Source organism: Leptospiraceae bacterium (assembly GCA_016708435.1).
Lineage (GTDB): Bacteria > Spirochaetota > Leptospiria > Leptospirales > Leptospiraceae > UBA2033.
In genome coordinates, this window is sequence record JADJFV010000033.1 from 185,016 (window position 1) to 205,922 (window position 20,907).

Here is a 20,907-nt window from a genome sequence, read left to right on the forward strand (position 1 = left end):
TTAAAAGTTTATTGTGGTGGTAAAGGAGGAGGCACAGAGCCAAAGAGTCCAGAGGTCTCTGGGTTCTCACTTGCTTTTACCCAACTAGCCATTCCATTTTTCCAGATGAGGCTATCGCGTGTTATCTGCCCATTTCCAATAGCAGCACGGAGTTGATCCATGTTGAAAGGTCCTTGCTGTTGTCCGTTTACCGCTACGAAATAAGCTACACCACCAGGAATTGGAGGAGGATTCGTGTTTTGTTGCTGTTGGTTATTCATCATTCCGCCCATTTGTTGACCCATGCCCATACCCATACCAGCACCCATTCCCATTCCCATCATTCCGCCAGAACCTTCATTTTGAGATGCGTTTAACATCGCGTCACCCATTTTCATTTGGTTGACTTTGTTTACATCGCGAACCATTGCGGCACCGGTATCATCGTCGAGGAATTTTTGTAGATTAGCCGGTAGAGAAATATTTTCAATGATGAACTTTGTAATCTCAAGACCGAGCTTTCCAAATTCTTCATTAACAAATCCTTGAATCTTAGCGCCTAACTCTTTGTAATTACGAGCAACGTCTAAAACAGGAATGTTCATTTCGGCTAACGCATCTGTAAACTCGCTAATTAGAAGACTACGAAGTTGATCTTCTACGTTTTCAATATCAAAGCTGCTGGATGTTCCGGAAACTTCTTTTACTAGTTTAATCGGATCAGCAACACGAATGGTGTAAGTTCCGAATGCACGCACTTGCACTTGACGAAACTCGGGGTCACGAAGCATGATAGGATTTTTAGTTCCCCATGTAAGACCTGTAAAGAGTTTTGTATTTACAAAATAAACTTCTGCTTTGAAAGGAGAGTTAAGACCATACTTCCAACTCTTGAGAGTGGTTAGAATCGGAATATTCTTGGTAGTAAGCTCATAGCGTCCCGGCTTGAATACATCTCCCATCTCGCCTTCATTTACAAAAATCGCAGTCTGTGATTCACGCACTGTTAATTGCGCACCGTTCTTTATCTCATTTCCCTGACGCTCGAATCTATGAACAAGCCCGGAAAGACTATCATCCGTATATTCTATGACATCAATAAACTCGCCTTTAGCTTTATCTATTATTTTATCAAAAATACCCATCTTCTATCTCCTTAGATCAAAATGAATCCAATTAGAGTATAGTTACTTAAGAACAAAATTAATCAATAAAAAAATGAAAAGTTTATGATACAAAGGGCGCAACATCGTAAGGAATCGAAAGAGGTATAACACCTCAAGATGACGATATTCGAGGTTGTTAAAATGCTTTAGGGAAAAAGGATAGTTCTCATTTTTTAGAAAATATAGTAAGCAGTAACTCCGAATTGTCCAGACATTGATATACTGGTTTTGTATTTGATAATTTCAAACTTTCGTTGAAAATAATCGGAACTCCTTCTCCTCTTTTTTCCATGTAATGCTTTCTTGAAATCGAATTATCTTCTTTCACTGGACAATCAGAAAGTAAATTGCTAATCAATTCATTTCGAGTCGATTGTCTCATTTCAATTGTGTCTAACGTCAATGTGTTTGGTAAATCACCAGGAGAATAAATTTCAACTCTATCTTCAAACATAAAAAAGCGAATCTTAGAACCATGAATGGAATAATCTCTATGAGCCACAGCATTTACAATCGCTTCAAAAATTGCTCTTTCGCTAAACGAAACAATCTCTTGTCTATCTGGATTCTTTCTCGCAGAAACCAATCTATTCTTTCTAAAGAAATGCATTGCATCTTCTATCTGTGTATCTAATGAGCCTGTTATTTTTCTTGCATCAATTTGATAGTTAGAATCCAAACTAAATCCTGCATACGAAACAGCTTCAATAAATGAACCAGCCAAATATTTTTCTGGATGATTCGAACACATAAGTAGACCAGCTACACTACAGCGCACAGAATGATTTTCATCCTGAGTAAGCAAGCCTCTCTTCAGTAGCCATGTCGCATAATCCTCCTTAACCTCTGGAATAAATCTTTTCCAAAGACGTTCTTCTAAGTCTTCAATAGCAGTTTGTGGAACTGCTTGTTCTTCGAAACGAATTAGTCTTGCTTGACTTCTTTGTTGAAAAAGTCTTGCTAAGTATTCTGGTGGCATTTCTCTTTTTGAGCTTCCTACTCTGTAAAAATAACCACTTGCAGATCTATGAACAAAAAGACTTTTAGCAATATCAATTTTAATTACAATTTTTTTATTTCCGGATAAGTCTTGTAATTCTCTCTTTTCAATAAGTGGATTCATCGGAGGTTTAATAATATCATAACAAATTTCTCTCACAAAACTTTCTACTAAATCAATATATTCCAACGAAATCCCAACTATATCTTTTGTCTTATCATCAACGCCTAACAGTATTACTCCTCCATTCGTATTTCCAAATGCACCGATTTCATCTGATAAATCTTTTCTGTCAGGTCCTGTTATCTTTTTTCCTGAAATATAAACTGCTTTTAATTCTAGAAATGAATCTTCTCCAAGTCGAATTTTATCAATAAGTTCTTCTGTTGTGTTAAACATACTGCTCTATCCTTTTAAAATGGAACAAATTTCTTTTGTAATTTTTATATCTTGAAGACAACCCTTATTTTCCATGTATAATTGTCTAATCCCTATTCATCTTTATGTTAACGAGTAAGATTCATAATCGTTTATCTATTTCAGTATTAATACTTCCGATGTCTTTTACTAAGCAATAATCCCACTTTCCTTTCGAGCCTTCTTGGTTAACAGCCTTTACCCACCGAAGCGCCGCAGCTTTTTTTAGTTCTACATCTTGGTTGAAATCATAACCCTTGGTTTCTAAGATTAAGTTTAAAATTGAGCCATCGGTCTTTTGAATCTTCACAATAAAATCAGGTTCATATTCATGTTGCTCTTCATTTTTCTGATATAAAATCCCAAAACCAAGACCAGTATTTTTAATGAAGCTAATAACGTTTTTATTTCCATCTAAAACATAAGCAGCAGATTGTTCAAATCTCTCGGTGTCTGCAATCATCGCATTTGCATGACTTTTATTTACAGGGTAAATATTTTTCTTAGTCACTTTATCTAAGAATCGAGTCGAGCCATCGGGTCTATGTTTTTCATACATAGGCAGTTCCATTTCTTCTTCATTAGCAGATTCTAAGAATTGAAAGATTGCATCTTCCATCATTCCATAATACGGCTGAAGAAAAACATCCTTCTGATCATTTGGTTCAACAGCTTTTACTTTCTTCGTAATGTATTCAGCGATGATTGAAAATAACTGAGGGAAAATTTTATGAGAAACAAGGTCTTTATTTTCTTGAATCAATCGAATAGTAAAGTTAGACGCCATAGCCCATGACAATTGTTGCACGCTTACTCTTTCTCGAAAATGAGCAAGCCCAATTCTTTGTGAAGTTCCGGGACCGTGAAAAGAAGACTTTCCATTGGTATCAACGGATAATCCTTTTAACTCTACTTCGGCAGGAATTCTTGTTGGGTCTAAAGTGATACTTGGAACACTGTCCCAATTTACTCTTACAATGGTTTTAATTTTAGTGAGATATTTTTCTACGCGGGGATAAGTGATTTCATATTGAGATTTATCGGGAACAGCAAACACTCGGTTCTTAGTTGTAGGCTTAACAGTTGTTCCACCTCCACCTCGAACAGGGATTACTTCAAAAGGCACGCCAAGTATCTGTGAATTTTCTTCATCAAAAAGACCGTTGTCGTTTAATTCATAGTATGCGCGCCTAAGACCTCTTCCCACAACTTGTTCGCAGAGTAGTTGAGACTGAAAAGGTCGGAGCCCTACAATCTGAGTAACGGTATTACAATCCCAGCCTTCTGTTAGCATAGACACACTCACAATGCACCTTACATCTCGTCCCGGTGGATGTTTAGGCTTACCTAACTTATCCGCAACTTCTTCAAATCCTTCTGGATAGATAATTCTACCTTGTAAATCTTTAGGCCAGTCGGTTTTTCCTACTGTCTGTAAAGTGTATCGCATCCATAAATTTTCAGAATTTTTATTTCCTGAATCGGAATCCTTATTTACATCCGAATATACTCGAATTGTATTTTCTTGATCGCTAGTGTTTTTCAAAGATTGAATTGCATGAGGAGGAATGCTGTTAGGTGAAATTCCTTTTCCAATCCAATCATACAAAATATCTGCTATTTTTTTAGTTTTGCAAATGATAATTAATACAGGTGGTCTATTATCGGTTATTCTTTTTAACCATTCCAATCTAGTATTTTCATATTCACCCATAATCATGGCGAGTGCATTATGCGCATACTTCAACACAGCCTCTGGTTTAGGATTTGCTTTTTTCCCACCGCGCTCAATTGGAGTCATTTGGCTTAACACATGATCCCAAAGTCTAAAATAAGCTGGTTGATCTTTTCCTGTAGAATCTCTTAAAGCAAGTTGTGGAATTTTTACAAGCCCTGATTCAATAGCATCCTGTAAAGGAAAGTCACTTACAGTCCAAGGAAATGGTTTACCTGTATCCTTTCCGGCGCGACCAATGAAATAAGGTGTAGCAGACAAATCCACACAGAATTGTATTTTTCTGATTTTGTGAATTCGATCTAGTCCTTCGATCCATACAGTAGATTCTCTTTCATCTACCAGAATATCGTCATCATTCTCTTCTTCAAAATCAAGTTCCTCTTCCTCATCTATTTCTTCTTTTTGGATACGATAGGCGTGATGGGCTTCGTCATTGAGAACAAGAACCGGACTTCTAGAACTAGACTCTCTACCTAGAATTCGTTTTACAACAGCAAGATCTGATTCCGTATACTCGTTGTAAACCACTTCAACCCATTCTAAGGTTCCATCTTTTCTAAGTTTTTTATTTCCAGTGGGTTGAATTGTGCCAGTAGAAATCTGGGTTTCCAAAGTAGAGAGGCTAAGAGTTCTTACCCCTCTAGTTAATTTATCTTCTGTTCCAATTTTAATTTTTTGGTAGGATTTTCTTGTAACACCTGCTTTGATTACCCGCGCACCGTCAGTCTGAATATTCTGCGGCTCGAATACATGCCAGTTTACGATGACTACTTTTCCTTGGTTTAACAAAGGAAATAAATCAGGAGGAACTAAATCCCTAGATCGATACAGACTTGCCTCTCCCGATTCAGGCTTTAATTCATTTAGTCTTTCTCGAATCGTTACGTTAGGCACTACGATTAGAACAGTGTCCGTATAATTGGGATTCTTTTTATCAACAGCTCGATTGAGTAAATTCCAAGCAATGAGCATTCCCATAACAGTAGATTTTCCAGTTCCTGTTGCCATTTTTGATGCATACCGTAAAAAGGCTTGCGGAGTATACTCTTGGTTATTCGTATCTTTAGGAGGAGTGAAATCTTTTGGAATTGAAATTCCAGCTAAAAAATCTTTTCTTGCTTCTCTTAGAAAAATAATCGTTTCAACAGCTTCTACTTGCGCATAAAATAATTTTTTACTTCTTTCAGCGTGAGTCCAGTGTTGTAATAACTGACGAGTAATATTCGTTGCCCCTTCGTAATTACTTTCTCTCCACTTTTGGATTTCAGTTCTAATTTTTTGGACTAGACTAAGGCTATACGCTCTGGGATATACATTAGATATTTCTAATATTCCGGGGACAGGCTCCCAAACCATAGACCCATCTCTTTCCGGTGGAAAAATAATTGATTCTCGCCTGCCTTCTTTTTTTTCGGGTGGTTTACTTGGATCAATATACCAATGGAGTTTGGGCTCTTCAAAAGGAGAATTTAGAATTGGCTCTGATACTATATTTGACATAGAGATTATTTACCTTTCTTTTTTGTAGGAATATTTTGAATTGCTTTATCAAAATCAGATTCCTTCTTATTACTTTCCTGCATTCTTTTTTGATGAAACAAGTTGTATTCTTTTTCTGAATGCTCGACCGCAAGTTCATGAGAAATTTTTCCAGCATGATCTAAAATTTCTCGATCATTAAGAGAAAGAAATCCATTGAGTTTAGTAATCCAGTCTTGCATATACATGGGAATTCTTCTCATCGCCTGACCTTCGGCAAATACCAAATACTGTTCCACTAAATTATTAAGCGCAAGAAGTTCATTTTCGTTCAAATAATTTTTAGCAATACCAACATCTTGCTTTCTGACTTTTTCGCCTCGCCAATTGGTGAGACCCATATTCGGTTGTGAGCTATCTGCCCTTTCGTGAATAATTTCGGCTGCTGTTTTTCCTGTGATTGCCCAATGCATTTTGTTTTGAACAGTTTTGAAAAATAGAATACTCATTTCTTGCGTTGGATCATAATCCACACTGGTTGCATAAATATCTGTAATTTTTTGGTAGAAACGTTTTTCAGATGTTCGAATATCCTGAATTCTTCGAATCAGTTCTTCGAAATAATCAAAAGGTTGATCTGGATTTTTTAGTCTTTCATCATCTAAGACAAATCCTTTAATGATGTATTCTTTTAATTTCTCGGTTGCCCATTGCCTGAACCGAGTGGCTATTTTCGATTTGATTCGATAGCCAACGGAAAGGATCATATCTAAATTATAAAATGCGACATCTCTTTCTACCTGCCTTTTTCCTTCTTGTTGAACTATCCGGAAATTCCGGATAGTTCGTTCTACACTCAATTCTTCTTCCTCTAAGATATTCTGTATATGTTCATTTACTGTTCTAACATCTTTTTGATACAACTCCGCCATCATCTTTTGAGAAAGCCAGACTGTATCGTCTTCTAATCGAACATCAATTTTGGTAAGTCCTGATTCCGAAATATAAATCAGAAATTGAGATTGATTCAAAGGTCAATCTCCTTCTCAATCATAAGCTCATTGCCGCGCTCGTCAATCACTTTGACGGCAATTCTTTTCTTTTCACCAGCTTCAAAAGGAGCAGAAACATTTCCTGCTAAGTGTTCCCAAACCGATTCGTCATACTCAGTCTTTAGTGCTTTGGCAATTTTTCCCCAGGCTGATGTTCTTGGGAAAAATGCTTGGTTCACATGAAAGACTGAACCGTTATAATCCTGATCTAAAAACCAAGCAGGAACATCTCTTCCGTCCCAGTGTTCGGATAACATAGTAGTAGGATCAAAGGTGTCGAGACCAACAAGCGTTACCTGCCACTTTCCATCTTTTAATTTCTTCGTTGTAACTTCGGGAAGACCACAAATACTAAATACCTGTGAACTTCTCATATTCTTCAAAAGATCGGACATGAGAAAATCAGGAGTAGCCTGCACATAATAAGCGGGAAGAGTCATTTCCTTAGCTTGTTCTATGAGCATACGCGCGTTAGGCTGAACAGCAAAACCGATGAAAACAATCTCAGAATAGTTTTTGAGATTTGCTTCTTTGATAGCATCTTGCACCATACGCTCGGAGATGGCTCCATTTTCGGGACCGATATGAAAGGCGAGAAGTCTACCTTCTGATTCTCCTTCTGCGTGAATGCTTTTAGCACGAGCGGGTTTTTGCATTTTGGAAAGGGAAATTTTTCTTCCACCGGTTAATTGTAAGTTGGCGGTCTTCTGTAATACATTTACCATTCGGTCAATATGATTCGAGAAATTTTCTACATAATCCGCAGGTGCTTCATCTTCTCCAAGCCCTGAGGGAGGAATGGTAGCTTCGACCACAAAAGGACCAGAGACGCGGGTAATGCGAGTATTCTCCTCTGGGCGATCGACTAGAATTTCCATCTCAGGCTCTATGTCGTTTGCGATACTTTTCAAAGTGATATGAGGAACAAGCCCTCCCACTTCTTCGCCTTTTTTATTCTGCTTACGTTTGTAGATATATCCACCGGAAGGTCCCATATTCGGGTCTTTCAAATCATACCAAGGAAAAGTTGCAGTGAGAATTCTCTGTCTAGCCAATGCCAATGGAACGCGGCTAACGTCACAGGTAATCCAACGTCTACCCCATTGCTCAGCGACATACGCCGTTGTGCCGCTACCACAAGTTGGATCAAAGACCAAATCGCCAGGGTCAGTGGTCATTAAGATACAGCGTTGGATAGGCAACATATTTGTTTGCACAACATATTGCTTTTCTTCAAAGCTATTCATAGTATCATACCACAACCCTCTAAGCTCGGTGAATGGAAAATCAGAAAAAAATCTTTTGTACAATATTTTATTTCCAAAGACTCCTAACCGATTTTGACTTTTTAATTTTTCTATACCACCCTCTGAGGTTCTCCAGCCTCTTGCACCATTAGGAATATTTTTTACACCCAGATATTCAATTTCAAATCTAGTACTATTACTACCAGTTTGAGAATCTAAACCATCTGCAGCAAATATCTTACCTTTCTTTATTTCTTCTTCTGTTGCTTTATTAAATGGTATGTTTTTATCATTATACTCAATCCACTTAAATTTAGAACTTGATTCGTCATCAAGATACCTTTCCATATACAATGGGTTATACTTTAGCTTTCCTTTTTCTTTTCCATACCATAAAATGTAATCATTAATACAAGGTAGGAAAGAACTTGTTTGCGAGACTGTTTTCCTAAATATTATTTCACTCACAAAATTCTCCGCACCAAACACCTCATCCAAAATCTCTCTCACATGGTGTACGTTCTCGTCGGAGATTTGGATGAAGATACTACCACTTTCGGTGAGAAGATCGCGGGCGATTTTGAAACGGTCACGCAAGTAGGTGAGGTAACTATGAATACCCAGTTCCCAAGTATCACGGTAGGCTTGCACCATTTCGGGTTCGCGGGAGAAGGAGTCGTCGTCTCCGTGGCTAACATCCTTTTTGCGCACGAAGGGTTGGAAATTGGAATTGTATTTCACACCATAGGGAGGATCCATAAAGATCGTCTGCACTTTCCCAGCCATGCCTTCGTATTCGATGAGAGAGTTCATCACCACGAGCGAATCACCGAGGATCATTCTGTTAGCCCACTTGTCGTTGTGCTCGTAGCTTTTTAGTTGCTCTGCAAAATTGCGAGTCGGGTCTGCAAATAGACTTCCCATTTCTCCGACTCCACTCTTTCTATGCCCCGTGAGTGTATTGATAATCGCCTCCGTAGAAAGTCTTTCATGCACAAAGAGAGGAAGAGTTGGAACTTCAAAACTGAGATGCTCTGCCTTCCCCGCCCAATCAAGGTTAGGCGATAGAGATGGATCATAGCTATACTTCTTGGGCTTTTTCTTGTTTTGAAATTGTGCCTGTGCTCCCACTTCGGGTCGGGAAATCATTTCGATTATCCGGTGCTCGTAGGAATCGACTAGAGTCTCCGTGTCTTCGGGAAAATTCATTGCATAAGATGGCTTTTTTGTAGGTTTAGTAGACGGTTTCTTTTTAGCAGACATGGAAACACTAATTAGCAGATTTTACTTTTTGGCAACTAGTAAATACTGGTAGAATGATTTATTTTGCTAGAGCGGATACATTTCATTTTTTGATATGTTTCCTACTTACACCATTGGATCAAGATTCATCCAGCCTTCGGTCTGCCTTCGATCAGCGTTCGATTATCATTCGATTATCATTCGATTAGGAAATGAATGGAAACGAAGAATACACGATTCCACTCTGAATAAAGAACAAGGCTTTGTATACTTTACTTTCACCCAATTAGTTTGAATTGTAAATTGATTATCGCTTATATATCTAATTGACATAATCCTAGCTAGTTACAATATCAAGTATACGAAACACTTAAAACAGCGATAGATGGATTTCAGACTGTCACTGATGGATTGGAACCTTATCCGGATAAAAGTATAAAGTCTAAAAATATTTTACAGACAATAGTATCGTTTTTTAAGAAATCATGAATCTAACAGAAATAAAAACAAATGGAAAAATGTGCATTTTTTTAAGTAAAGTTCCTTCTCTTACGATAGAGGAATATCTTAGTAAAGCTAAGGTTAATTACTATAATGCGATGAACGAAGGGATAAGAAACCCCTTTTTATTTTTTAAAAAGAAAAATGGATTTTTTTTTTGAAAAAAAAGGGTATTATTTTTTTTTAAACTAAAATCCTCTCGATTCTTCTACAATAATGGAGTATGCAAAGCAAGAAGGATTTGAGCGGGTAATCGTATTTATCTCTAAGAACCTGAGTCGAGACGAAAAACGCCTATTAAAGATATTAAAGCTAAATTCCTTTCTTTATTATCGTGAGGCTAATTTTTATTATGCTCAAAATATATTTAATCCAACAGGCTATATTCGTAAAGAAAAATTAACCCGAATATTAGAAGGCAAGGCAAAGCCTTCCTCGGAATCAACCTTTCGAATGATTGAATTAGAAATGGATAGAGAAATAAGCTCCAACCTAATAAAAATACGCTATGTAAACTGAAAGAAATTTCTTTGAATGCTGTCATACTTTAATCAAAGCCCGAATAGTATTCGAGCCGCTGAATCCTGTAAATCTTGTTAATCCTGTCTAAAAAAAAATTCGATCAAAATAGATATATCCTTCTGACTTGAGTTATAATTAAATAATTTTACTTTCCAAATCAGCCCGTCTAAATAAACGTATGAGGTGAAGATGAAAGTATTTTTCCCATTACGAAAAACGTTTAAAACTAGGGGTTTGTTTCAATTATTGTTTTTTCTATTGAATCTTGGTTCAAAGAAAGCGAGTCAAGAAGATCAAATTCGAATCCGAATTACAAATTTAATTTCCATTACATTCCTTTTGGGGATTGTAATTTTTACGACAATGCAGTTGATTTTGTTTTGCACTACCGAAATAGAGTTTTTATTCTCTTTTGGGTTGTTAAACTTAATGATCCTCGGTTTAAATCGTTTGGGCTACATTGGATTAACCAAAATCCTACATATAATCATTATCAATCTCTCTGTCTTTGTAATCGTTCAAAAAGAAAAAGATTTACCTGCCATTGTAGTATATCAACTATTAGCCGCATTTTTACCATTTTTGTTGTTTCGCTTGAGTCAGATCAAATACATTATCCTATCTATAATTTTTAATTTTGCTTTAGTGATTTTAAGTTCTCCTTATCTTTTTTCGTGGCTAACGCCCAATATTCATACCCAAAAGCAAATCATATATGAAACAGCATTTGCGCTTTGGAATAGTTATGTTTGCTCTATTTGCTTTCTTTTGTATTTCTATTTGCAAAACGAGAAAATGAAAAAGCGTGTCACAGCACAAACTCTTAGAACAAAAAATTTGAATGCTCAGCTTACAGAATTATTAGAAGAACAGAAATTAACCACGCAGATCATCGCGCATGATTTGCGTAATCCGCTTTCTTCTATTTTAGGAATTGAATCTATTTTAAATCCGATTCTTGAGAAAAATAAAACCATTCCGCAAGAAATTCCCAAATTTCTAGGTTTAATTTTTAAATCTGCGTCTAATGGAATCCGGGTAATTGAAGACATTAGAGACGCCTATTCCTTTGAACAAAAAGGGGTTACAATCGAAATCGAATCTTTACCAATAGAAGAAATTCTTTCGGAAATTTCTGTTAGCTTTCAGACTATGTTAGAGGAAAAGCAAGTGCGGATAATCCTATCTTGCCCCACGGGACTACGAATTAGGACAAATCGCCTTCGTTTAACACGAGCCATTGAAAATGCACTTACTAACGCTATTAAGTTTAGTCCCGAAAAAGGAGAAATTCAAATCAATGTATTTGCAAAAGATTATATTGATATTACCATTAAAGATTCTGGAATAGGCATTCCTAAGAAACTACATAGATTTTTATTTCAGAAATTTACCCAAGCCAAGCGCAGAGGCTTACACAACGAAGTCTCTACCGGACTCGGAATGTATATCATTCATAAAATCATGATTTCCCTTGGCGGTGCCGTCACAATCGACAGCATTGAGAACAGGGGAACAAGCATTAGCCTCTTACTGCCCCTGTCTAAAATGGAGTGATTTTTTATTTCATTTCCTCATAACCACATTCTTGCCCGGAAAGAATACAATCGTATCGTTTTGACCGAGTTGAATTTCGGTTGCGTATTCGTTATTAGCTGCTTGGTATTGCCCCACTTCATAGAATTTTAAACCTTTGGTGGATTTAATTTGAGCAATTGCGTCTGGGTTTTTCTTTAAATCAAAGCAGTAACTCTTTAAACAGAGTCTATCTGATTCTTCTATTCCATCTCCTTCTCCCATTTTCATTTGTTCATCTCTGCGGTAAATATCGATTATATCCTTAGTGAGAATATTGATAGATTTGATTCCGCTTCCACCATAGCCTGCATCTCCGATACTCCAACTAGTGGCTAAGTGGTCTTTGTCTATCCATCCATTTACAACTGTATCGGTAAATGCATTTACAGGTTGGTCATTGCTTGCTTTATAAACGACGACGAGGCAGCCTGCTTGCATATAATTGTTCATACAATCTGTTAATTCTGTATTGCCTTGAGCGGGAGTTGAATAAAATATAAAATAATAACTCCCTTCATTGTTTTTCTCGGAGCCTTCAATGATTGCATTGATCAAGTATCCGCCAAACACATAACCTGTTTTATCTCCAAATTGAACTTTTGCCCATTTGCCTTTTTTATCGTTTATTTCTATTTCTTCGCCCACTTCTTCTGTTGGCTCGATCATAGAATACTTTGGAATTAGAAAAGCAACCTTTCCTTCCAGAGAAGGCACATCCCTTGCATTAAGCCCACCATCTGCCATTACGATTTTAGTCGTTTGACGGGAGGCAGGATTTAATTGGGGATGAAAATCAGTGTTCCCATATTTATTGATTTTCTGCTTACAGTTTCCAATTTCTAAAAGGATAATCAGGATTATCCATATCATAGCATAGTTTTGTATTTTAATCTTCATTTGAAAAACTATTATATTACTTCCTTACTATTTTACAATAGAAAATATCGTTTGAGTTGGTTACAAAAAATGAAGAAAGTGATCTGGGGTTGCGTAAACGCATTGAAACTAGCATTTTTAGCATTGGGTTTTTTTGTTGGATAGCTTCAAACCTCATTCAAATTTCTGTCTAATACTTAATATGCTATATAAAGTATTGATAATATTACTTATAATTACGCTTAATCACTGTTATGCTACAGATAGAACCAAATACATAGATGAATACACTGCTAGACAAAGATTGTATCTAATCACAATTTTAAAATGTAGTATAAGTGGTGGAACATCTAAAAACAATGTGGAAGTATTTGCCTTTGTAGAAAAGAATTTTTCTAAGACTTATACTTTAACCGAAGGAGAGCGCAAAAAGGTTACCTATTTTAAAAAAGATGTAGATACTTGTGAAAGAAATATCACTGCCTTTGATTTTAAAAATTGTAATCTGAAAGACTTTGACCTCTTAAACTTACTCTCCAAAGGTCAGCTATGTAAATTGGAGCCAGCAAGCTTCTTCCAATTCTGATTAGAATTTTGCTGAATAACCAATATGCAAGATAAAAATATTTTTTACAATATGTTGCTCCTGGTAATTGCGAGTGGCATATTGCTTTGCGGCTTCGTGTGTGTTAGATTGGTGGATAGTATCTAATACCAATCTGTTTGCAATGCCCGCAGTCTTAGAAGGATCTACAGTCTTTCCATCATTGGGGTTAACATCATTATGCCCACCTATCCTTGGATAATTTCTATCGTTATCATACAGGTAAAGATTTGGTCGATGAGTTCCATTGAGTCCAATTAAGAAATGTCCGAAGAAAAATTGAAGACGAGCCGTTATATCACTAATTCCATTTCGTTTGTCGATGGAATTGTTCGGTGTTTGATAGCCTGCTTCTAGTATGGGGATAACACGAAAAAACTCCTCTTTAAAGAATTCGTGTTTAAGAATCGCTCTTGTATGAATGTTTCCGTTGCTAAGTCCGTTTGCCTCTGAGCTAAAACGGTAATAGGCTGTTATCTCCGGATTTAAGAATTTCAAAACGGAAGATCTATAACCAATCACCCATTCTCCAAATGTAAACTTCGACGGATAATTCTGATTATTCAGAAAAAACATTCCAGTTCTAAATCCTCCCGCCTTTGTTTCCCAGTCATAATACAATTGACCAAAGAATACATCGCGCATACCATTCTGCTCTCTATGTGGTTTTAATGCGTTCGGATCAAAGTCCAAAACTCCAGATTGAATTGCTCTATTGAATTTGTTTACTTGCTCATCACCGCCCGGTGTTGTTTGAAATCTTAAATCTGCATCTTTGTTCGATCTATTTTCCAATGGATTATTGGATGTGAGAAGAAATTTTAAACCCGGCAGAGGAAGATGAAAGATTACATTCGTGCTTAGAAACCAAGATTCGGCAAAGGACTTATAGCTATCTTGATTTCTGTGACTTAGCTTTTCTCCGTAGATGCTTAGTCCTCTGAAATTAATATCGTTTGCATAGTATTGTGTGATTGTAAAATCATGTTTGGTTTCTGCTGGTTTGTCGGACTTCACGATTTTAGGATTTGAGTCTTCTGTTTTTGTTTCTGTCTGAATGGAAGAGGATTCTTTTTTTCCTGACTCTACTGAATTTCCCGCTTGTCCTTGCAAAGCGAACGTTATTAGAAATAGGGTTGTGATGATTATTCTCATGCAGAAGTGCTTCCTTTATTTTTATTAAAAGACAGTGCGAGAATAATTCTCCTTTGTCTCAGTCTTAAAAGTTTATTCGAAAAAGAAATTAATTAAACCACTTTCCTTTTCCAATTATAAATACCAATTACTTTAATGAATACAAGAGCTATTCTGAAATATTTATTCGAATGAATGATGTTTTGCACTTGCAAGAAATGAAACTCTCTTAACGATGAATTATCAAATTGGAAAATGAGAATGGGAAAAGAAAACAGTAAAACTAAAATGCGAATTATAGATAAGGCTTGTGAGTTATTCCTCGCCTACGGTTACTCTAGAGTCACAATGGATGAGATTTGTCGCTCCCTTGTGATGAGTCGCAAGACAATGTATACATATTTTTCCAACAAAGAAGAGCTTCTTCGAGAAGTGATTCTCAACAGATCTCAATGTAGGCGCGTCGCGATTGATGGTATTCTCAGTGACTCTACGCTTGATTTTATGCAACGATTTAGAAAAATGATTGAATACATCAGTAAGGAAAGTCCACGAGAAAGTATTCACTTCATGCAAGATATAAAGACTAACGCACCGAATATTTGGTCAGAAATGATTGAGATTCGAAACAAGGACATTCCAATTCGAATGGGCAATTTTCTTAAAGATGGAATAAAACGCGGAATTGTCAAAAAAAATATGAAGACAGATATTTTTATCCGAATGCACCTTGCAGTAGTAAACGAATTAATGAATCCAGAAACACTCCTCGAAATGGGTTTCACTGTTGCTGAAATGATACAAGAAATAGATTCTGTTCTATTCTTTGGAATTATAGATCAAAACGCACCAGAATTCCATAAACCTACCCCTAAAAATAACAAGATCAAAAAGTAATTTCCATAAAAGGGTTTCCAACTATTTTTTTTGGAAACTTTTTGTTTGACAGGGTAGTCTACTGTTTAAGGATAGGAAACATAAATTGTATTATTTGTTTCCTTTGTTATTTTATGAAAATACTAAGAAATTTCCATTTGCTAGCATTTTTACCAGTATTAGTCCTTTTGACCGATTTATTAGTTCGTAAGGATATATTACTTCAATTTAATTCGCGTATGCGAGGATACTATCTATTATCCATAGCTGGTTCTTTCTTGTTCTATCTCTTTATTCTTTTCTTCTTAAATCAAATCGCAAGAAAGATACCGAAAGCAGTTTCTTATTTCTTGGCTTTCTTGATTGCACTTATTTATTCCTTTTCTCTAATTGGCAGTTACGGATATTTTTTCCGCGCGAATATGCTGCCTAATTATTTTGTATTTCATTATATGATTCAGGAGCCGCTGAATTCTTTTACACTTCTCAAAGATTCACTTTCCATTTTTAGTTTTTTTATTTATATGCTCCTCACTAGTTTCAGTTTTTTCATAATTTGTAAATTCTCCCAAATAAACTTACCCTTTAGCCGAGTTGGAAAGACAATCATTGTTATCCTCGGCATTTTTTCCTTATCCTTACTTACTATCATTACATTCAATACAAGATTTCAAGATCAACTTTATGTATCCGATGTAAATACGATTGCATTTGCTTCTAGAAACATTCTCAATAGACTTTCCTCTTCTCAAATGGGCTCGACTGGATTACAGTCTAGAACGAAAACATCCATACGGGAAAATATCCGTAAGCCTAAGTTTAATATTTTACTTGTAGTAGCAGAAAGTCTACGCAGAGATCATTTAAGTGTATACAATTATGAAAGAGAGACGACTCCATTTTTGAAGGGAGTTGTTTCTTCTAAACCGAAAGAATTTTTCCTATTTCAAAATGCTTATTCCAATGCAAGCTCGACTTTGATTTCTCTTCCAAGTATACTGACAGGAGCTTCTCCAGTTCAATCAGCAGCAGATACTCATTCTTATCCCGTATTTTGGGAGTATGGAAAAAAAGCAGAGATGGATACGTTTTATATCACCTCTCATAGTCTGGCATGGAATAATCTAAACGGATATTTATCGAATTCAGGTATTGATTTTTTGTATAATAGAGAGACTAGTGGTGAATCCATATATAACGACATTGGAATTGATGATAGAAAGACATTGCTAACATTTGATTCTCATATTAAAAAACTTGCAGTAGAAAAAAAGACATTTGCTGGCGTTCTTCATTTGAATACAAATCATTTTCCTTTTTTTGTTCCGGGAAGTTCAAAGAAGTGGGATGGAAATGATGTAAGGGATATGTATGACAATTCTGTTTATCATTTTGATAGACTGATGGAGTCTATGTTCAAGAGTCTTTCTGAATCAGGAACACTGGATAATACCATTATACTCATCACTTCCGATCATGGAGAATCTCTACTCGAACACAATTACCTTGGACATATAGAGAGTTATTATTTAGAAGCAGTTTCGATTCCTATGATGATTTATATTCCCAAATCTCTACAAAAAGAATCGCAACTAGAAAAGTTATACACAAATACACACAAGAATGTAATGAACTTAGATATAATTCCAACGGTTGTAGACTTACTCCTTGAATCCAATAAGGATAATTTTAAAACAGTTCAGCTTGGTGGTAAATCACTATTAGGCGAGATTTCCTCTGATAGAACGATTATTATTTCAAACAACAACGAAATTTCATTATACAAAGTAGGAATTAGTTACATTCGAAATGATATGCATTATATTCTAAAAATAAATTCGATTCCCAAGAAGGAAGAATTGTATAATATAAGGCTAGATCATTTCGAAAGTAAAAATATTTGGGGCGAGCAAGACCAAAAGAAAAAATTAGAAATGAGAAATGAGCTAAATGGATGCACAGTTTGTTCAGAGATTCTTTCTAATTTATAATCATTTCTGTCTACTAACATTAGTGTCGTGAAATTGAAATAATTGTCATGGTGACAATTATGCAACAACTCTATATACCATTAGCCTCATTTCTCTTTTGTCTTTGCAACAGATAATTACGAATCCAAATTATAATTCCGAATACTCCGAGCAGCAAATAAAGATTAGGCTCTGACATTCTCTGCACATCTTCGCCTACGTCTAGTGACTTATTCGAAGATAGCACCTGTTCTTGTTTGCGTTTGAGTGCTTCCTTTTGGGCTTCATTTTCTACTACCATATACGAAGTGACAGGAGTTAGAAACTTCGAAATAAAACTATAACGCACGAGTGGCAACCATTCTGTTTCCGATATTTCTGGATGGAGTGTATGCGAAATCCATTTCCCTTGTAAGTAGAGTCCCGAGTTCCAGTCTTTGGCTTTAATATCAGAAGGAAGAATCTCAAACTTAGAATTGGGGAGAATGATAGATGGATTAGCATCAAGCGGTAAATAAGCAGTATGTCCATTGGATAAAGTTTTCGTATAAACATATGGCTCAAAAGAAATACTAGTTTGATTTAACAAAGGCAAATTTGGATTATGCTTTAGAGAATGCGCGATTGGTTTTCCTTGCTCGTTTACTTCGTAGAAAAAGGTAGTTTCAGGATAAGCAATGGCAAGGTCAGAAAAGTTTTTTTCAATCACTGCGCTTTGCATATCTTCTGTTACTACAATCAGTATCGGAAATTCTTTTTTGTTCTCTTCGTAAGATTGCGCTAGTGTTTGGCGAATGGCTCTATCTAAATAAAATCCGCCGGTAAATTCAGTTTTACTCAATTGATTTTTCCAATCTGCAGAAGAAATATTCTTTGTATATTGGTTTACTAGACTAAATCTTGGAGTAGCTAATTCCTGTTTGCTGCTTTTTAGTAAGGATTCAATCTTTTGAATGTATTTATCCTTTTGTATTTGCTTTTCGAAGGAAGTATCAATTAAGAAATGAAAATAAGGAGTCCTTTGTGTTTTTGGTAATTGTATTTTCTCTAGGCTAGAAACATAGATTACTTTTTCGTTTAGGTTAGAAGGTAAATCTGCATTTTTCTCTCCGAGAGAAATCTTCTTTCCATCTAAAGTTATTTCTACTTGCTCTTTATGAATGATCTCCATTCCCGTTTTTCTAATTTCTCTTGCGTTAAATGGGAACACTTTGAAGGCAATTTCATTTCCACTGGTATAGTATATTATTCCGGGATCTCTTCTAGCATTTAAGATTTGCGAATACACCCACATAGCCGCTTTCTTTTCTGCGAGTATTCCACTTTCTTTTCTGTCTCCGACAAATAGATAGTAATCGCTAATCCATGCTCCTGTCGGCAAAGTAAATTGAGTAGAGAACTCGGATAGATTCATATCGGTTAGATTCTTAATTTCTAAATCAATCGTGCTAGTCCATGTCTTTGTATTTGAATTAAAACTGCTTTTCGTTTTAACATTAGAAATTTTAACTCCTGAATTATTGAATTGATTTACTGAAAATGGATTCAATGAAATCTCGGTTTTTCCAAAGAATATTTTTTCTATGAATTGGATTTTGGATTCAGAAAGCGTCATATTGTCTAATACAATCCAATTGAAATAAGAAGATAAAAAAGGAGTCTTTTGATTTACTGTTAAAAAACTTTGTCCTCTATTTCGTGCTTTGAAGTTGTGGATGGTTTGTATTGTTTTAAGCAAGGAATGTCGGTCTATTTTATACTCTCTCAAATAATCGGGAGTGTAGAGATAACTGAGCGTATTCGCAAGAGTTGTCCTATGGCTATAATATTGAAATGTAATCAGAGCGGGTAATGCAAATATTCCCACCGTGAAAAAAAGGATTAGAACCTTTTGCGAGAATTTATCTTTTAGAAAATGAAAGTCTGAATAGAGTTCATTTACATGAATCACAATCAATAGAAGTGGAGTCAGCATTAAAAAGCCGAGACCAAACGCAATAATCGCTAGAATAGAAAGGGGAAGATAAGGAAGAAATACCAGAAAGAAATAGAGCGTATACGAAAAAGTAACCGCTCTTAGAATAAATAGAGTGAATCTATAGATTTTATTTTCTAAATTTGGTAAGCATACAAACACTCCATTGGCAAATGCAAAAATATAAAACCAGAGACCATTGAAGTCACCGAAGATGCCGGCTTCATTTTCTCTGAATGAAAGATTTTTTATATCAAGACCATTGTTAATCGCAAGTCCCAAAAGAGGAAATACAATAGAAATTGGAATTTTCCAGAGGAGTTGGTATTTGGAAATGGTTTCCTGTTTCTTTACACTTAGGACATAGATACCGCGAATAATAAAGAGTAAAAATAAAACCGTTCCAATAATAAAAAAGACCGTTATCACATGAGTCTCATACTGAAAAGAAGTGTGACGCCAGAGTGGTAATATCACTTGTAGTAGCAAATACCAAATAGCCGGAACTGAGACTGCAAATAGAAAATTAAGCCAATTCTTACTTTGTCTTTCTTCTGGAGTAAGCCAGGCTACTAAGATAAATACATTGTGAATTAAAGTTGGCATTAAAAATGTTCCCGCATAAAAAAACACTTCATCGGAAACCATCCATTGTGGAATTGAAAAGGGAAGGATGGTTGCATAATGATAAGTTTGCGCATATAGAATTGATATATATCCAGTTAAAGAAAAAAACGCATAATAGATAGAAATCTCTAACTTATTCTTGATTAAATACAAAGCGTATAGGCTAGTCATTGTGAGTAAGGTCACAAAAGAAATACCCAGATAGAGCCAGATAAGCTTTGCCGGATCTTCAAGCAAGCTATGGATGAGAGTATACTTATTATACAAGAGATAAAAAAGAAGTAGCCCCGGCGCTGTTGTGAATAGGAGAAGTGATCTAGGATTGAGTAAGGTTTTCATGTGAGTCCTTCAAAAAAATAAAATGGATTAAAAGATAAAACATTATAAAAAAGAAAAGAAATATAAAACTGCCAATGGCTTCATGCGTTAAAAATTGATTATCCGCAAGTGTAAAATGAAAAAGACTTTGTATCTTGATGGAAATTAATATTCTAGAAGTATTTGTCAGCAAAGTCATTAGATAGGTAACAAAAAGTAGAAAGGGTAAATAAAGAAAAATTGAATTATTCTTGCGATTTTGAATGAAATGAAAACTAAACAGAGTAAAGCAAAGCATCCAGAAATTAAAACCAGAGCAGGATTTATCGATTAGGATGTTTAGATTTGGATAAAAGAATCCTTTCTCTGGAATGAAAATTGGGCTAGAGCCAGTCATTTGCTCAATTGCAATGCTGATTGGATTTAGCAAAAACGCCAAATGGCTGTTATCTGCTATTGAGTATAAATACTTAAAGCAAATAAATAGAAATGCAATGGAGAGATAATAGAAAGTATTTTTATTCATATGTAGATGACCTTATTGTAATTTGTCATAGTGAGCTTGTAGAACTATGACAAATTGCTATAACCAATCAAGCCTATTTG

The 20,907-nt window shown here is 35.6% G+C and carries 14 protein-coding genes; 5 read left to right on the top strand and 9 right to left on the bottom strand.

Annotated elements, in window-relative coordinates:
• Positions 1-8 precede the first annotated feature (8 nt).
• The 5 genes from IPH52_21635 to IPH52_21655 form a co-directional block, all read right to left on the bottom strand.
• Complete coding sequence (locus IPH52_21635; protein MBK7057602.1) at positions 9-1,124, bottom strand: SPFH domain-containing protein; 1,116 nt, start codon at positions 1,122-1,124, stop codon at positions 9-11.
• Between the two features lie 187 nt (positions 1,125-1,311).
• Positions 1,312-2,544 (bottom strand): putative DNA binding domain-containing protein, encoded by a 1,233-nt coding sequence (locus IPH52_21640; protein ID MBK7057603.1) that lies wholly within the window; start codon positions 2,542-2,544, stop codon positions 1,312-1,314.
• 121 nt (positions 2,545-2,665) lie between these two features.
• Positions 2,666-5,800, bottom strand: a complete 3,135-nt coding sequence (locus tag IPH52_21645) for a DEAD/DEAH box helicase family protein (protein ID MBK7057604.1) — start codon at positions 5,798-5,800, stop codon at positions 2,666-2,668.
• Between the two features lie 5 nt (positions 5,801-5,805).
• On the bottom strand, positions 5,806-6,810 hold the full coding sequence (locus IPH52_21650) for a virulence RhuM family protein (GenBank protein ID MBK7057605.1): 1,005 nt from the start codon (positions 6,808-6,810) through the stop codon (positions 5,806-5,808).
• Positions 6,807-9,287 (bottom strand): site-specific DNA-methyltransferase, encoded by a 2,481-nt coding sequence (locus IPH52_21655; protein ID MBK7057606.1) that lies wholly within the window; start codon positions 9,285-9,287, stop codon positions 6,807-6,809. Before IPH52_21655 ends, IPH52_21650 begins: the two co-directional genes overlap by 4 nt.
• Positions 9,288-10,037: 750 nt before the next feature.
• Here IPH52_21655 and IPH52_21660 point away from each other — a divergent pair.
• Entirely contained in the window at positions 10,038-10,340 is a 303-nt protein-coding gene (locus tag IPH52_21660; protein ID MBK7057607.1) for a hypothetical protein, read from the top strand.
• A 192-nt stretch (positions 10,341-10,532) separates the two neighbouring features.
• Complete coding sequence (locus tag IPH52_21665; protein ID MBK7057608.1) at positions 10,533-11,900, top strand: HAMP domain-containing histidine kinase; 1,368 nt, start codon at positions 10,533-10,535, stop codon at positions 11,898-11,900.
• A 9-nt stretch (positions 11,901-11,909) separates the two neighbouring features.
• Here the strand turns inward: IPH52_21665 and IPH52_21670 are convergent, their stop codons facing one another.
• Positions 11,910-12,818 carry an SH3 domain-containing protein gene (locus tag IPH52_21670; protein ID MBK7057609.1) on the bottom strand — a complete coding sequence of 303 codons (909 nt, stop codon included), beginning with the start codon at positions 12,816-12,818 and terminating at the stop codon, positions 11,910-11,912.
• Between the two features lie 181 nt (positions 12,819-12,999).
• Here IPH52_21670 and IPH52_21675 point away from each other — a divergent pair, with 181 nt between their 5' ends.
• A complete protein-coding gene (locus IPH52_21675; GenBank protein ID MBK7057610.1) occupies positions 13,000-13,383 on the top strand; it encodes a hypothetical protein in 384 nt (127 codons plus the stop codon).
• Here the strand turns inward: IPH52_21675 and IPH52_21680 are convergent, their stop codons facing one another.
• Positions 13,384-14,556: a hypothetical protein gene (locus IPH52_21680; GenBank protein ID MBK7057611.1), complete on the bottom strand. Its 1,173-nt coding sequence runs from the start codon at positions 14,554-14,556 to the stop codon at positions 13,384-13,386. It abuts the gene before it with no gap.
• A gap of 240 nt (positions 14,557-14,796) precedes the next feature.
• Between IPH52_21680 and IPH52_21685 the strand changes: the two genes are divergently transcribed.
• Complete coding sequence (locus IPH52_21685) at positions 14,797-15,432, top strand: TetR/AcrR family transcriptional regulator (protein MBK7057612.1); 636 nt, start codon at positions 14,797-14,799, stop codon at positions 15,430-15,432.
• 137 nt (positions 15,433-15,569) lie between these two features.
• On the top strand, positions 15,570-17,402 hold the full coding sequence (locus IPH52_21690) for a sulfatase-like hydrolase/transferase (GenBank protein ID MBK7057613.1): 1,833 nt from the start codon (positions 15,570-15,572) through the stop codon (positions 17,400-17,402).
• Between the two features lie 70 nt (positions 17,403-17,472).
• Here IPH52_21690 and IPH52_21695 read toward each other — a convergent pair whose 3' ends face one another.
• Complete coding sequence (locus IPH52_21695; protein MBK7057614.1) at positions 17,473-20,322, bottom strand: MSEP-CTERM sorting domain-containing protein; 2,850 nt, start codon at positions 20,320-20,322, stop codon at positions 17,473-17,475.
• A complete protein-coding gene (gene xrtK, locus IPH52_21700; GenBank protein ID MBK7057615.1) occupies positions 20,300-20,827 on the bottom strand; it encodes an exosortase K in 528 nt (175 codons plus the stop codon). The genes IPH52_21695 and xrtK overlap by 23 nt, the downstream gene beginning before the upstream one ends.
• Positions 20,828-20,907 lie beyond the last annotated feature (80 nt).

What these genes read in the sequence shown, in the direction of transcription:
- IPH52_21675 (MBK7057610.1), top strand. Translation starts at nt 13,000, where the DNA reads ATGCTATATAAAGTATTGATAATATTACTTATAATTACGCTTAATCAC.
- IPH52_21670 (MBK7057609.1), bottom strand. Translation starts at nt 12,818, where the DNA reads ATGAAGATTAAAATACAAAACTATGCTATGATATGGATAATCCTGATT.
- IPH52_21655 (MBK7057606.1), bottom strand. Translation starts at nt 9,287, where the DNA reads ATGAATTTTCCCGAAGACACGGAGACTCTAGTCGATTCCTACGAGCAC.
- IPH52_21645 (MBK7057604.1), bottom strand. Translation starts at nt 5,800, where the DNA reads ATGTCAAATATAGTATCAGAGCCAATTCTAAATTCTCCTTTTGAAGAG.
- IPH52_21640 (MBK7057603.1), bottom strand. Translation starts at nt 2,544, where the DNA reads ATGTTTAACACAACAGAAGAACTTATTGATAAAATTCGACTTGGAGAA.
- IPH52_21680 (MBK7057611.1), bottom strand. Translation starts at nt 14,556, where the DNA reads ATGAGAATAATCATCACAACCCTATTTCTAATAACGTTCGCTTTGCAA.
- IPH52_21665 (MBK7057608.1), top strand. Translation starts at nt 10,533, where the DNA reads ATGAAAGTATTTTTCCCATTACGAAAAACGTTTAAAACTAGGGGTTTG.
- IPH52_21685 (MBK7057612.1), top strand. Translation starts at nt 14,797, where the DNA reads ATGGGAAAAGAAAACAGTAAAACTAAAATGCGAATTATAGATAAGGCT.
- IPH52_21635 (MBK7057602.1), bottom strand. Translation starts at nt 1,124, where the DNA reads ATGGGTATTTTTGATAAAATAATAGATAAAGCTAAAGGCGAGTTTATT.
- IPH52_21695 (MBK7057614.1), bottom strand. Translation starts at nt 20,322, where the DNA reads ATGAAAACCTTACTCAATCCTAGATCACTTCTCCTATTCACAACAGCG.
- IPH52_21660 (MBK7057607.1), top strand. Translation starts at nt 10,038, where the DNA reads ATGGAGTATGCAAAGCAAGAAGGATTTGAGCGGGTAATCGTATTTATC.
- xrtK (MBK7057615.1), bottom strand. Translation starts at nt 20,827, where the DNA reads ATGAATAAAAATACTTTCTATTATCTCTCCATTGCATTTCTATTTATT.